The organism is Vibrio rotiferianus (genome assembly GCF_002214395.1).
In the GTDB taxonomy this organism is placed as follows: domain Bacteria; phylum Pseudomonadota; class Gammaproteobacteria; order Enterobacterales; family Vibrionaceae; genus Vibrio; species Vibrio rotiferianus.
In genome coordinates this window covers 2,162,755-2,176,365 of the sequence record NZ_CP018312.1, presented here as the reverse complement: position 1 = coordinate 2,176,365, position 13,611 = coordinate 2,162,755, and the positions used below count along the sequence as shown (strand labels likewise).

Genomic DNA, 13,611 nt, shown 5'->3' with positions numbered 1-13,611 from the left:
ATGGTGGATTGAAGCGACTCTACATGTGCAACTTATCTGGTTTTTTGATTATCTAACCTAAGAGCCTGAGCACATAACCTTGTAATCTTCTAAGTGCTTTAGCAATGCTTTTTCCCAAACCTCAAGCCCTTCACGCTTCTCATCAAGATACTCATACATATCGTAGTGTCTACCAGAGACATCATTGATCGCATGGCCTTGGATTCGATCTCGGTATTCTTTTGAGATCTTTACTTCTCCACCAAGTGTTTTTACGGTCCTACGAATATCTCTTGCGATAAATTGTCTAATTTCGGTCGCTTTTTTATAAGTTAAAATTGCCTGAGCTATTGTGTTTGTTGGCATGTGTTCCAATGAATTTGTCTTCTTAAAGAAGACAAATGGGCTATTAGCACCCTCAGTGTTCTCTTTGATATCCATTAAGATTTCAATTGCAGAGTCGGTCAGTGGAACGAGGTGATTTTTCTTGGTTTTATGAAACTCTTCACTTATAAGCACAGTGCGATTGTTAAAATCAATTTTGTCCCAGGCGATTGTTAAAATCTCGTAAGGTCGCTGACCGAACAGGTGAAAACAGAGCTTTAATGCTTGTCGAGTCAGATACGCTAAATTCAGGTCTTGGTAACGATGCTCCATATCATATAAAAGCTGTGCTACTTCTTCCCATGATAAGTAATGTGAACCAGTTTTCTCAGGCTGTTTCGGGATATTCGAGATCGGGTTATGCTTAATAGCGAACTTGGTTCCTCTTTTTCTAAACTTTGGATTGTTCTCATAGCCTAAGGCAAATTCAAACGCAGCATGTAAGGTTGAGCGGATTTTGTTACTTTTCTCATTGAATCCCTGCTCAATAGGTATCGCTAAGATGTCGAGAAAATCTTCTGTTTCAAAGTCTTTTGCTTTGCGGTTAATGTCGATGTACGGATAAACATTATCAACAATTCTTTTGTACTCATCTTGAAATGAGCGGTTGCCTCTATCTTTCTTATATTCCGTGTGAAAGTTGATAAGTTGCTCGAAAGTACCTAACGCATTTTTTGCTTTTTCTTTTTGCTCTAGCTCTTTTGAACGTTTCACAAGTTCATCTTTGGGATCCAGTCCTTTCGAGATCATTGCACTGTACTCTTTAGATAGTTCACGAGCCTGAGACAAGGTGAGGGCAGGGAACTTCCCCAAAGTGACAAAGACTTCTTTTTTCTCCTTATGGTACTTGAACTTGAAGATCTTAGAGCCAGCAGGAGTGACTTGGACAGTTAAGCGGCCTGTGCCTCGCTCACCTGTATTGTCTGGCTTGTAGTAAGCGGTTTTTTTGGCAGGAAGCGCTTTGATTTGATTTACAGTTAACATATGGATCACCTTGGATGAACCGCTACTAGCTATATTTTGTAGTCGGCTACGTAGTCGGGTTACTGTTTAGTCCAGTGTAGCTAAATGTAACTATAAGTGATACAGTTATCTCATTGCTCATCATCAAGTTGTTGATTTTACATGGTAATGTAACTTTAGGTAATTGAGTGTAATTATGTAACCATATCACTTCTAAGGATGTGGTCATAGGTTCGAATCCTATAGGGCGTGCCATTTATTTAGAAACCCCGATAACTCCCTCGAGTTATCGGGGTTTTGTCGTTTTAGACTGCAGAATTTCTAACGCAACGTCTCCTACAACTTCTGCACTACCTGCTAGTCTTTGCAATCAATAGCACTTACTATGTGTTCACTTCAATTGCAGCCTTATCTTTATGTCCTCAACTTCTAATTTCTATAACCAAAATGCGAGCTCATTAGCAGAGCAATATAACTCGACGACGTTTGAGAACGTTCACGCGAGCTGGCAGGCTTTTTGGCCTCATGCTGGCGATCGGGTATTGGATGTGGGAGCGGGGTCTGGGCGAGATGCAAAATGGATGTCAGAACAAGGCTGTGAGGTGATTGCTCTTGAGCCTGCTGCATCTCTACTAGAGCTTGGTAAAGTTAAGACGGGTGATTTGGTTACTTGGCTTGATGATGCTTTGCCTGCACTTGAGAAAACCACCAACCTGGGGCTTCGCTTTGATCTGATATTGGTGAGTGCGGTTTGGATGCATCTTGCGACGTCTCATCGTGAGTGTGCTTTCCGTAAGCTGTCTAATCTGCTTGCGCCTAATGGTCGATTGGTCATAAGCCTCCGTTATGGAGAGTTCACTGATGGTCGCAAAGCTTATCCTGTCTCTGTTCAAGAGTTAGAACAGCTGGCAAAGAACAGTGCGCTTATGGTTAGGCATGTTTCTGAAAGCGACGATCAGCTTAAGCGTGATGATGTTCATTGGCAGACAGTTGTTACTTCAAAGTAAGAGAAGGATAGGTTGTGTCTCTTCAATATTATGTGAATAAATTCTGTAACTTGAACGTAAATAGTTCAAATGGAAAAAAGAGTCCCCACAAAGTGTGTATGTTACTCGCTGTTATGGACTTAATTCGGGCTGGCCATATCGCTACCAACAAGATTGAATTTAACTCTATCCTTAAAGAGCGGTTCACATACCATTTTGAAAACCTAGCAGTAGGGAATGATCGAAATACGCCAGAAAACCCTTACTTCTTTTTGAGAAGTGAGGGTTTTTGGCATCACTCTTACAATGATGGGTATTATCCAGAAAATACAAAGAGGTACTCACCTAAAGCCATCTCATACGCTTACGTCGACGATGAGTTATTTGAATACATGAGTAGCAGTATTGTCTCAAATGAATTGAAGGAAGCGCTTGTATCTAACTTATCAGACCTATCTTCATTATTTCATCGGTGGCTACTTGATTTGGGTAAATCAGAGAAGACGGCAAAGAACTATGTAGGTGCAGTTCGTGGCTCAATATCAAACTGGTTAATGGATGCCGAAAAAATCGAAAAGCCGCTAACAGACCTTAAATCATACTCCGACTTTAAGAGCTATAGGCTTAAAGCTGAGCATCTACCCGAATTTCAAGTTCGCGATATCAAAGGTAAAGGTATGTATAGTGCTGCGCTGTCCCACTATGACACCTTCCTAGCTGACTTATCACAAATTGATGTCAACGCTGATATTCGAAAGGTAATGAATGACCAACAGCTGAGTACTACTGAAAAGACAGTTTTAGTTAACACTAGAATGGGACAGGGGCACTTTCGAAGTAAGCTTATTGATATGTGGGGAGGCTGTGCTGTTACTGGATTCAAGAATACACAACTGCTATTAGCATCTCATATTAAACCTTGGCGAGATTCTAATAACGAAGAGCGATTAGATAAGTTCAATGGACTGTTATTGTTACCAAACTTGGATAAGGCATTTGATCTCGGTTTCATTTCATTTGACGATAAAGGGAAGGTGCTAATATCGCGTTACCTAGAGAAACCGGAAGTTCTAGGATTGAACGAAGATATGTACTTTCATGTTCATCGAGAGCATAAATATTATCTTGGTCACCATCGAGGGTTGTTATTTAAAGGGTTGTAACATTGGCTTGAATCCTATTCACCCAAACCCTGAAATGCAATTGCCCAAGATATTCGGTAATTGTAATTAAATCAAAATCTTGGCAAGGTTCTTTTCTTCGATTCTAAGTGACTTGAGTTTCCGCCAAAATCGTAAGATTTTTAGATTTGATCCGTGTATAAGGCATATTCGTAGCATTCGCTACACCATCCCTTCATAAAAGACAGAGACCTCACTCGATTTCGGGTGAGGTCTTTTTCGATCCAAAAATTCAATAAAGGAAATAATTATGGCCGTTATTAGACGACACACGATCACGCCTGAAAAGCTGACTTTCAAGCAATTAGCAAAGGTGATTTTACTGTTTAAAGGTATCTCTCCGGAATACAAAGAGGAGTGTTGCCCTAGTTTCAGAATTCGTGAAACTGCTATCCAACAGTTGATTGGGCAATCTCTATCGTTGGAAAACCGCGCAGATTTAGTCAGGGAGTTCAACCTATTGGGGTGGGAAGTTGCCATTAACCCTGAATATTGGTTGGTGTTTACAGTGCCAAATGTCCATAACTGGCATGAAGTTGGACAATGGCTACCGTACAGCGTGACTGAGAACTTCCAGCGCGGCATTGCTCCTTGCTCACGAGACTTGTGCCAAAAGTTGGGTATATCTGTGAATGAAGTTGCTAAGTTCTATGGCTACAGCGAGGAAAAGATTTGTGATGAGCTGGTTTGTGAGGCTTATGACTGTGCAGATGAAGAAACACAAGAAGAGTTTGATGAAACAGGTGATGAGTCCCTGTTCGATATCGAAGAAGGTACGCAGTTACCTATAGATACCTTTTCATATTGGCAGTATTTGGACTTCTATTTGGCCACTAAGGGCTTAAACAGAAAAGCGCCATTGTTCTAATTGTCGATAGCCCCGCTAGTCGGGGCTTATTGTGGAGATAAGCGATGAACATTAACCACATATTGGGTATTCCAGAAGAAGTAAAACACCATTTGGAGAATATAAATACGATGTTTGAGCAAGGAAAGTACAACGCTGAGCACTTACATGAACAGGTTTTGATACTGGAGTGGCAGTTGGAGTTGCTCGCTATCAGTCATTTAGCTCGTGATCTTCAGTTGTTGCCAAGCAACAAACGATCGATGAAAAGAGAGCAACTTATCAGGCGATTGCTATTGATGCGTCGGCAGATCGAAGACGTCATTCAAAACAATAAATGGACGGCGGTAACACTCGCATCGGATACATGCAGGTTGTTAGCGAAGTTAGCAATAGAGCTAAGAGAAAGTCCGCCAGCATTTACCAAATAGGTGATTGTATATTCAACTGTCCGATTACTTTTAATTGTTTGAATTACCGAAGAAATTATTTTTGTAAATGGAAATGATTTGATTTATCGTTTTTATTTTTTCAAGGATGAAGTAATGAAGCTCAATGGACTACTCTCTCACAGAATTTTGACTACCTTTCTTGCTGGGGCTGTCTTACAAGGATGCGAATATTTACCTCACTCAGCCAAGGTTGATTTAACTCCAGAGCAAATAGAAAAGGTGATCGACAAGGCGCAACCTGCGAACTCTGCCATCATGCAAGCCTTTGCCACGTATCAGGTTGTTGGATTGGGAGATTATCATTGGAATGATGCTTTTATTTTTCAAGCGATTGAGCTGATCCGTGATCCTGAGTTCGCTAAAGAAGTGCAGCATGTTGTGGTGGAGTTTGGTAACGCCAAACATCAGGAACTTCTCAACCAATACCTTCGTGGTGAGGACGTGCCGGATTATGAGTTGCAACAAGTGGTGCGTGACTCTATTTATTTTATGGCCTGGACTCCTGAAGTGTATCTAAGCTTTTTTAAAGCAGTAAGAGAGCAAAATAAAACCCTACCTTTAGAACAACAGATTATTGTCCACTTAGCTGAAGCGCCATTTGATTGGACGACAGTTAAGAGTGAAAAGACTTGGAAGAAAGCGGCTAAATCTAAAACGGATTACTTCTACAAGGTGACAGAGGAGATTCTCAATCAGGGAGATAAAGCGTTACTTATTTTTGGTGCATTCCACTTAGTCCAAGCTCCCGTTCAATACGTTACAGAAAATAGCGAGGTAATGTGGCCTTTGGCAACTCGTTTAGAGAAGCATTTTCCAGAGCAAGTGTATTTGGTTTGGCCAATGACAGAGCCCGTTGTGCTAGATCGTTTTTCAAGTGCTTCTTCGCCATCCATCTTACCAGTATCAACAACACCATTGGCATCGACTCGCTTCATTGATCTATTGCCTAAATCTCGCTTCAAGTTAGCAGACATGGGGGAGATGAACGCTAAAACGGGCGAACTGTTCGATGCTTTTTTGTATGTTAGTGAAAACAAACGTAGCGAAGTGTTCCCTAAAGCCATGATGGAAGATAAAGCTTGGCTTGATGAAATGGACCGTCGATTAGAGATTATCGGTGGGAAGATGCAAGAAAAGTTTGTGTCTATCAAAGAACAAAGTGAAGCGCATTATGGGCTCTAAGCCCGACTTGTAAGGTCTGATATGAATTGAAACAGCCTCCAAAACTGGAGGCTGTTTTAGTAATAATACTATCCACCAATCAACACCGTTGGCATCCCCATCACTATGGTTCCGCCATGGGCAGTGAGATCGCCCATGCGCGCTGCGGGCTTATTGTTAATCAGTACGGTTGCACTTCCTTTAACTACGCTATCTGGTGGGCCCACACAAACACATATCTGCCCTAGAGTAGCGGCTGGTAGGTTGCCGATCAATACTGTTGTTGGTAGAGGGAGCAATGGCCCACCCACGTGAGGGATTGGCACCACTGCTGGTGTTTGCATCGGACACATGTGCATGTCTGTTGCTCTGGCTGCTGGTAGCATGTTTTTTCCCTATTGTTGACCGTTCCCGCCAGAGGCGATGTTTAGACCCATTTCTACAAACTGTTGATAGCGTTCTTTTGCTTCTTCACCGTCAGGTAAAACGGCTGAAAGGTTAATGCTTCCTGCGACCGCTTGCGCGTACAAGTATGGGGGAGGGGGAACAGCAGGATCCTCTGGCTTAATCATACTGCCACCACTCCAAAAAGCCGCTTGAGCTGCCCAGCCAGCACCGGTTTCTAATCCTGCTTTTTCGGCCATTTGTTCTGCAAATCGGCGGCTTGTTTCATCAGGTGTATAAACCCAAGCCTTTGCTGCGCGAATGGCATTGGCTTCGTCTTCTTTCCAGTGATGCAGAGATGCGGCGCAGGTTACGCTCCACCAAATAGATTCACGAACTGGGAGAGCATGCGCAAGAAAAGTCACTGCATCGGCAAACAGCTCTTCTTCCATCGCCACAGAAATCAAATCAACAGGCGTAGTGTTCGCGTCTGCTAACTCTGCGAATGTGACATTTGGCTCGTAGACACTCAAGATGTCTTGCGCGGATTGGTGAGGAACCTTTATCAACATCATCAATTTACCTTTGTAATTGCGCCTTGAATTTGCACCATGGCCCCGGCTTTTATTTGTGTCATGGCACTGCCGTTAACCGACACTAATGCTGCTTTTACATCGGCCTTACCTTGGCCTTCAATATTGATCATTGCGGCTTTCATCTCTGCTTTTGCTTTACCTGAAACAGAGACTTGAGGAGCGTCGATCTTAATACCACTAGCGCTGATCTCGATTTTACTCGCGCCCACTTTGAGTTCGATCTTCGATTTACCGCAGATCGATACTTGGTTGCCATCAACGCTGACTGTCGATTTAGCCTCAATATTGATGTTGGAAGCGGCACTGAGGTTTAGATCTTTATCACTGTCACCCGTCCAGTTGTCTTTACTTTTGGCGGTAAGCGTTTTTTCACTTTCGACTTTTATGTCTTCTTTAACGTTTAGGGTGGCACTCTTCTCAACTTGAGTCTTTTTCATGCCTTTAATCGTTGACTGGCTGTCGTTATTTACGTCCAGCAGCCAATCTTTTTCAGCATGTAAGTACACTTGTTCTTTGTCTTTTTGATCTTCAAAACGCAGTTCGTTTCCTTGCTTGCTGCTGCCCTTAGGCGTTGAACGAGTTTTGATGCCGTTTTGAGTATCCGAGCTATAAGGCGCTGCGCTGTTTTTGTTGTATAAAGAGCCGGTCACGATAGGGCGATTGGGGTCACCATCAATGTACTGAACGATCACTTCATCACCAATGCGTGGTGTGAACTGAGAACCGAATCCCTTACTGGCGAACCCTTGCGATACTGGCAACCAACATGAACTGTTTTCGTCATTTTTGCCGCCTCTATCCCAGTGAAATTGTACTTTTACTCGACCCAATTTATCTCGGTAAATCTCTTCTCCCTTAGGCCCGGTCACGGTTGCGGTATGCAAGCTATGGACACGCGGTTTATCTAGTATTTCTGGACGAAAAACCAGTGACGAAGGGATGCAAGAAAACTGATTTTGATAAGCGACGTCGTTGTTCGATTCTTCTCTGGATATGCGGTGTGATAGATGAGTGACGATGTACTCTTGGTTCATTGAACCGAGAGGATGGTTCGTGAGTTCAAATTTATAGCCACAAGCAAGCGTCGCTAAATTCGATGATGAGTGAGAGGCTGACTTCTTAAGATCTAACGCTTCCATATGCATTTTTGCAGCGTCACGGACTTCATTTTTATTCTCGTGACCAAATGCAAAGAGTTCTTGCGTCAATGAAGCTGACGCGTAACTTTCGGTGCTTTTTCGGGAGCCACTATCAAAAAATTCAGCCAGATCTTGAGTATGATCGGCGACAGATACCTTTCCGCTGCCAACATGATGGGATTGACTCCACGTTGTCAGCACGTGCTGCTGATTGTTGCCACCTATTTGATAGCTTAACTTTGGAGCAGATATTTTCTCAAATCGTTGATTCGAATCGCCAATGCAGATTGTCGACTTATTAGATTGATGGCGCATGTGGTAGTGCCACCCTTCGCTTGCTAACAAGCGCTGTATAAAAGCTTGGTCGGTTTCATCAAGTTGAACACAATACTCATGCTTTTTCCCGTTTCCGGAAAGGGAAAAGTGAAAATAGCTTTTGAGATCAGCTTGTTCTAGAAGCTTTTCAATGATCTGTTTCGTCGTCATGTTTTGAAAAATCTGACGACTGCGTTTGTACTGCAGCAAGCTAAGCGGATCCAATATCTCTACTTGATAATAAAACTGGTGCTTGTCTTTGCTATATCCTGTGAATTGCAGAGTGCTACATATGCCTGAAAAAAAGCGCTTTCCAGAATTAAACTCATAAGACACACAAACGGCTTTGCCTAGGTTTTTGGTATCGATCTCCATGTTGGCAGCGATGGAAACGGAAAACTGACAACCGCCGGATACGCTTTCTTCCCCAATTAATTGGGTAACGATATAACTTTTGTTATCTGAAAGCTTAATGGTGAGGGAGCGGGTTTGGTGCTTTAATTCGTTACTGCTCATATTCACTTAATTCACTATTAAATAAACAGTTCTAAAAGTCTGTTTATTGGATGAACATTCGAAATTATTACATAATAATTGATATTATTATTACTTGATGTGTTGGTATCAACTTTCATGCTCTGTACATTTAATCTATTTCGAGTTAGACCTTAATTCAAGGTAATTTGTTTATTTAATTACTATCTGAATAAGATGTAATCGATTACTTTGAGGTTATTTTTAATCTCAAATTTGTTTCATTTTTAAGACGCCGCGCTTGGGCGTTCATGTTTTTATGATGGCTATATCTATGAGGGGATATTTAAGACATTGTTAATATATAAAGCCTCATTGTGCTTTATTTATATTAATTTAAGTTAAATCAGTAACTTATATAATTTCATTTCTTTTTGTAGTGTTATTTTTAAGAGGTTGGATGACCTAAAAATCACCTAAATATGGCGTGAATAGGTCTTTCTATAATTCATCTCAAAGATATACTCTTGGCAATTAATAAATGTGTCACTTCGTATGAAACAATATTAGTAAAATGTTATTTTTGCTGCGCAAATAAGAATTTGGCAGGTTGAACTAACTCAATACCTCTACCGTTTTTCCTTATCTAAAAATACAGAAAATAGCGATTGAACTTAATTAGCACTTAAGCGAATAGTCGGCTGATTAACCCAATAGAGCAGGAACCTATGCCTTTTTCAAAGCATCAAATTGAGCAACTTTCTACACCTCTGAGTGATGATTCTATCTGTGGCGTTTACCTTAAACTGGATAAAGGTGCTTTTCGCCCATTACGTAATGAATTTAATGTCGCGCAAACAGCGCTGCGTAAGCTAAGTCAAAACCCCAGTGCTGACGAGAAAGACGCGTTACAAGAGGCATGTCTAAATAGCTGGAAGACTCTTTCAGACAGCTTGTTCGAACAGTTTTCAAATACAACCAGAGATATCGAGCTCATCTCATGGTTTGTTGCCGCTCAATTCCTTCTCGATACCACGTTAGAAAGTGCTGCGAATAGCCTTGAGTGGTTAGCCGATTTAAGTGAGAAGTACTGGGATCACCTCAACCCTGTACTGCCAGTTGAAAAGCTCAAATCTGATGATGATAAGGGTAAAGAGAGAGAGCAAGCTGATGCGAAAGTTAAAGCATTTTTCCAATTAGTTGGTGATAGCGAGGAAAGCTCGATTCTCTATGCACCGATGCTGCAACTGCCCTTAGTTGGGGAAGTGACGTTTTTTGATTTTCAAAGTGCAGAGAGAAAAGGCGAAATCAGCCAACTGAAATCTTCGCTTACCACCACGGTGGCTCAAGAGCGTTCCGCGATTCAATTCAAGATGGAAAATACCAAACGTTGTATCTCCCAGTTGGAGCGTTTGTCTGCGTTAGTGATCACTCATTGTCAGTCTGTAGGCAGTCAAACTACCAACTTTGGATTTGCGAAGTCACTGCTTACCCGTGTTGAAAACGCTTTGGTTCATTTAAGCGGAATTAAGTTGGCCCCGAAAGCGGAGGCCAAGGCAGTAGAGCAAGAGGTTGCCGAAAGTTCAGTTTCTGAAGGTCATCAGCCAAGCGATATGGATGCAAAACAGATAGAGCCAATACCTATGGCATCAGAGCAGGCTCAGACCGTAAGCCAACACTTACACGCAGGAAATCTCTCTGAACTGGGTAACTTAAACAACATGAACCGAGACTTAGCTTTCCATTTGCTGAGAGAAGTCTCTGATTATTTTCGCCAGAGTGAACCGCATAGCCCAATTTCATTCTTGTTAGAAAAAGCGATTCGATGGGGATATTTATCCTTACCTGAGTTGCTGCAAGAAATGATGTCGGAACAAAACGGTGACGCTCTTAGTACGATTTTTAATGCCGCCGGATTGAATCATCTCGATCAGGTTTTGCTGCCGGAGGTGAGTACTCCAACGGTGGACATTGAAAGCCCCCAGACACCTCAAGCGACGCCTCCCGTTTCGGAGCCGCCAAGTGTCGAAGAGCATGTATCTCAGACTTCCCCTGTAGATACCCAATCTAAGCAAGATGAAAAACCACAATCATCCGCTACGTCGGCTCTGAGTTGGTAATTGTGTTTAAAAAATAAGGAAAAATCATGGCAAGTATTTACATGCGTGTAAGCGGTCTTCAAGTTGAGGGCGCAGCGACTATCGGTCAGCTAGAAACGGCTGAAGGTAAAAATGACGGTTGGTTTGCAATCAACTCTTACTCTTGGGGTGGCGTTCGTAACGTTGCTATGGACATCGGTAACGGCACCAATGCGGATTCAGGCATGGTTGGCGTAAGTGAAGTTAGCGTAACTAAAGAAGTTGATGGTGCTTCTGAAGATCTACTGTCTTACCTATTCAACCCAGGTAAAGAAGGTAAAACAGTTGAGATTGCATTTACTAAGCCTTCTAACGATGGCCAAGGTGCAGACGTTTACTTCCAAGTTAAGCTAGAAAAAGCACGTCTAGTTTCTTACAACGTGAGCGGCACTGACGGTTCTCAACCGTACGAAAGCCTATCTCTTTCTTACACTTCTATTTCTCAGAAACATCACTACGAGAAAGAAGGTGGTGAACTACAAAGCGGTGGTGTTGTGACTTACGACCTACCGACCGGAAAAATGACTTCTGGTAAGTAATTCTTTCATTAGACATGCCACGTTCAGTGGCATGTCTATTTCATGAATATCTCATTTTAGGACACCGTTATGGCATTGAACTCACAACATAAGCGCGTTAGTAAGAACCGTGTCAGCATCACTTATGACGTTGAAACGAACGGCGCTGTAGAGACGAAAGAGCTGCCGTTTGTTGTTGGCGTAATTGGCGACTTTTCAGGCCACAAACCAGAATCAGAAAAAGTTGATTTAGAAGAGCGAGAGTTCACGGGTATCGATAAAGACAACTTCGATACAGTGATGGGTCAAATTCACCCGCGTCTTTCGTACAAGGTTGATAACAAGCTAGCTAATGATGATAGCCAGTTTGAAGTGAACTTAAGCTTCCGTTCGATGAAAGATTTCCACCCAGAGAACTTAGTTGATCAAATTGAGCCGCTTAAGCAGTTGGTTGAAACACGTAACCAGCTAAAAGTACTGCTAAGCAAAGCCGATCGTTCGAGAGATCTTGAGCGTCTACTGAAAGAAGTTCTGCAAAGCGCAGATGCCATCAATGGTTTAGCTCAAGAACTAGGTTTGAGCAAAGAGGGAGCGGAATAATGTCTGTAGAACAACAAGCAGTACAAGGTGCTACTGAAGCAGAAGCAACGCAGAGCTTTCTTGACCGAGCGATCAACGCAACAGCACAAACACCAGTAGATACGACAAAAGAGCTATTGAGCATCATGGCTTCTCAAGCGCTGGAAGGTACAGTGACTTGGGATAAGAACCTAACGTTGACGATTGAAAAAGCAATCAGCGCGCTAGACAGCAAAATCTCTGAGCAGCTGTCAACGGTGATGCAAAACGGTGAGTTCCAAAAAATGGAAGGCTCATGGTTAGGTTTGCAAAAGCTTGTGAAACACAGCGAGCTAGGCCCAGATCTGAAAATCAAACTGGCGGATTACACCAAAGACGAATTGCTAGAGCAGTTTGAAGATGCACCAGCGATCGATCGCAGCCGTTTCTTCAATATGGTTTATCAAGAAGAATTTGGTACAGCGGGTGGTCAGCCATACGGCGCACTGCTAGGTGACTACGAGTTTGGTTACGGCGATGAAGACGTTGCTCTGCTACGTTACATGGGGGAAGTTGCTTCTGCATCTCACGCCCCTTTCGTTGCTGCCGCGAATGCAAGTATGTTCGACTTCAACGCATTCAGTAGCTTTTCTGAAGGCAAGCCAGTTGCAGCAGGCTTTGATTCGCCAGCATACGCAAGCTGGAATGCATTCCGTGAAAGCGATGATTCACGCTACGTTGCTCTGACTCTACCGAAAACGATGGCTCGCCTTCCTTACGGTGCAGAAACGGTTCCTGTTAAATCATTTGCATTTGAAGAGCTTCAAACTCGCGACAACGGTCAGCAAGTTGTGTCTTCAGACGGCGATTTTGTATGGAGCAATGCGGCGTATGAGTTTGGTCTTCTAATGACTCAAGCTTACACCAAGTACGGTTGGTGTACGGCGATCCGTGGTACTGAGAACGGCGGTAAAGTTGAGAACCTGCCAAACTTCACTCACTACTCTGATGCCGGTGACTTGCTACAGCAATGTCCGACAGAAGTTAACCTAACGGATGAGCGTGAGAAGGAGCTGAGTGATCTTGGCTTCTTGCCACTGGTTCACTACAAAAACACCAACTACGCGGTGTTTATGGGTGCTCAGACTGCGCATAAACCAAAAACGTACACAGACCCAGATGCAACGGCAAACGCGGCAATTTCAGCACGTCTTCCATACACAATGGCAAGCAGTCGAATCGCACAGTACCTAAAAGTAATGGGCCGTGATCGTATTGGTTCAAACCTAGATCCAAACGACGTTGAGAAAGAGTTGAACTCTTGGATCAACCAATACGTTAACCCAAATGCGATTGGTAACGATGCGAAAGCAACACATCCATTGGTTGAAGCGAAAGTGACAGTAGAAGAGCAAGCTGGACGCCCAGGTGCTTACTCTGCAGTGGCTTACTTACGCCCTTGGCTGCAAATGGAAGAGCTAACCACTTCACTACGAATGGTTGCGAACATTCCGGGCTAATTCTATTCGGGGGCGC

12 protein-coding genes and 1 pseudogene are annotated in these 13,611 nt (G+C 42.9%); 9 read left to right on the top strand and 4 right to left on the bottom strand.

The genetic code is table 11. The annotated features are described in order from the left end of the window. Positions 1 to 57 precede the first annotated feature (57 nt). The gene (locus BSZ04_RS19105; protein WP_088881152.1) at positions 58 to 1,347 is read right to left on the bottom strand and encodes a tyrosine-type recombinase/integrase; all 1,290 of its coding nucleotides are present in this window, start codon (positions 1,345 to 1,347) and stop codon (positions 58 to 60) included. A gap of 395 nt (positions 1,348 to 1,742) precedes the next feature. On the opposite strand from BSZ04_RS19105, the pseudogene BSZ04_RS19100 reads away from it, so the two are divergent. The 5 genes and pseudogenes from BSZ04_RS19100 to BSZ04_RS19080 form a co-directional block, all read left to right on the top strand. Then, positions 1,743 to 2,321 (top strand): annotated as a pseudogene (locus tag BSZ04_RS19100) (class I SAM-dependent methyltransferase); the annotation flags it as partial. A 26-nt stretch (positions 2,322 to 2,347) separates the two neighbouring features. Further along, on the top strand, positions 2,348 to 3,475 hold the full coding sequence (locus BSZ04_RS19095; protein WP_088881150.1) for an HNH endonuclease: 1,128 nt from the start codon (positions 2,348 to 2,350) through the stop codon (positions 3,473 to 3,475). Positions 3,476 to 3,743: 268 nt separating this feature from the next. After that, on the top strand, positions 3,744 to 4,361 hold the full coding sequence (locus BSZ04_RS19090) for a hypothetical protein (protein ID WP_088881149.1): 618 nt from the start codon (positions 3,744 to 3,746) through the stop codon (positions 4,359 to 4,361). 44 nt (positions 4,362 to 4,405) lie between these two features. Further along, entirely contained in the window at positions 4,406 to 4,771 is a 366-nt protein-coding gene (locus BSZ04_RS19085) for a hypothetical protein (RefSeq protein WP_088881148.1), read from the top strand. A gap of 114 nt (positions 4,772 to 4,885) precedes the next feature. Further along, on the top strand, positions 4,886 to 5,974 hold the full coding sequence (locus tag BSZ04_RS19080) for a hypothetical protein (protein WP_088881147.1): 1,089 nt from the start codon (positions 4,886 to 4,888) through the stop codon (positions 5,972 to 5,974). 68 nt (positions 5,975 to 6,042) lie between these two features. Here BSZ04_RS19080 and BSZ04_RS19075 read toward each other — a convergent pair whose 3' ends face one another. The 3 genes from BSZ04_RS19075 to BSZ04_RS19065 are packed head-to-tail and all read right to left on the bottom strand — an operon-like array spanning position 6,043 to position 8,903. After that, entirely contained in the window at positions 6,043 to 6,339 is a 297-nt protein-coding gene (locus tag BSZ04_RS19075; protein ID WP_010446907.1) for a PAAR domain-containing protein, read from the bottom strand. 9 nt (positions 6,340 to 6,348) lie between these two features. Further along, complete coding sequence (locus tag BSZ04_RS19070) at positions 6,349 to 6,912, bottom strand: DUF6931 family protein (protein WP_088881146.1); 564 nt, start codon at positions 6,910 to 6,912, stop codon at positions 6,349 to 6,351. Then, positions 6,912 to 8,903 (bottom strand): type VI secretion system Vgr family protein, encoded by a 1,992-nt coding sequence (locus tag BSZ04_RS19065; RefSeq protein WP_197697130.1) that lies wholly within the window; start codon positions 8,901 to 8,903, stop codon positions 6,912 to 6,914. Before BSZ04_RS19065 ends, BSZ04_RS19070 begins: the two co-directional genes overlap by 1 nt. A 686-nt stretch (positions 8,904 to 9,589) precedes the next feature. Between BSZ04_RS19065 and BSZ04_RS19060 the strand changes: the two genes are divergently transcribed. The 4 genes from BSZ04_RS19060 to tssC all read left to right on the top strand — a co-directional run bounded on the left by BSZ04_RS19060 (position 9,590) and on the right by tssC (position 13,595). Then, positions 9,590 to 10,981 (top strand): type VI secretion system protein TssA, encoded by a 1,392-nt coding sequence (locus BSZ04_RS19060; RefSeq protein WP_088881144.1) that lies wholly within the window; start codon positions 9,590 to 9,592, stop codon positions 10,979 to 10,981. A gap of 26 nt (positions 10,982 to 11,007) precedes the next feature. Further along, positions 11,008 to 11,538 carry an Hcp family type VI secretion system effector gene (locus tag BSZ04_RS19055; RefSeq protein WP_008219014.1) on the top strand — a complete coding sequence of 177 codons (531 nt, stop codon included), beginning with the start codon at positions 11,008 to 11,010 and terminating at the stop codon, positions 11,536 to 11,538. 69 nt (positions 11,539 to 11,607) lie between these two features. Then, the gene (gene tssB / locus BSZ04_RS19050) at positions 11,608 to 12,117 is read left to right on the top strand and encodes a type VI secretion system contractile sheath small subunit (protein WP_008219012.1); all 510 of its coding nucleotides are present in this window, start codon (positions 11,608 to 11,610) and stop codon (positions 12,115 to 12,117) included. After that, complete coding sequence (gene tssC / locus BSZ04_RS19045; protein WP_088881143.1) at positions 12,117 to 13,595, top strand: type VI secretion system contractile sheath large subunit; 1,479 nt, start codon at positions 12,117 to 12,119, stop codon at positions 13,593 to 13,595. Before tssB ends, tssC begins: the two co-directional genes overlap by 1 nt. Positions 13,596 to 13,611: the final 16 nt, after the last annotated feature.

Excerpts from the sequence above, each read along its gene's own strand:
- BSZ04_RS19075 (WP_010446907.1), bottom strand. The coding sequence starts at position 6,339 with ATGCTACCAGCAGCCAGAGCAACAGACATGCACATGTGTCCGATGCAA.
- BSZ04_RS19105 (WP_088881152.1), bottom strand. The coding sequence starts at position 1,347 with ATGTTAACTGTAAATCAAATCAAAGCGCTTCCTGCCAAAAAAACCGCT.
- BSZ04_RS19065 (WP_197697130.1), bottom strand. The coding sequence starts at position 8,903 with ATGAGCAGTAACGAATTAAAGCACCAAACCCGCTCCCTCACCATTAAG.
- BSZ04_RS19080 (WP_088881147.1), top strand. The coding sequence starts at position 4,886 with ATGAAGCTCAATGGACTACTCTCTCACAGAATTTTGACTACCTTTCTT.
- tssC (WP_088881143.1), top strand. The coding sequence starts at position 12,117 with ATGTCTGTAGAACAACAAGCAGTACAAGGTGCTACTGAAGCAGAAGCA.
- BSZ04_RS19085 (WP_088881148.1), top strand. The coding sequence starts at position 4,406 with ATGAACATTAACCACATATTGGGTATTCCAGAAGAAGTAAAACACCAT.
- BSZ04_RS19060 (WP_088881144.1), top strand. The coding sequence starts at position 9,590 with ATGCCTTTTTCAAAGCATCAAATTGAGCAACTTTCTACACCTCTGAGT.
- BSZ04_RS19070 (WP_088881146.1), bottom strand. The coding sequence starts at position 6,912 with ATGATGTTGATAAAGGTTCCTCACCAATCCGCGCAAGACATCTTGAGT.
- tssB (WP_008219012.1), top strand. The coding sequence starts at position 11,608 with ATGGCATTGAACTCACAACATAAGCGCGTTAGTAAGAACCGTGTCAGC.
- BSZ04_RS19090 (WP_088881149.1), top strand. The coding sequence starts at position 3,744 with ATGGCCGTTATTAGACGACACACGATCACGCCTGAAAAGCTGACTTTC.
- BSZ04_RS19055 (WP_008219014.1), top strand. The coding sequence starts at position 11,008 with ATGGCAAGTATTTACATGCGTGTAAGCGGTCTTCAAGTTGAGGGCGCA.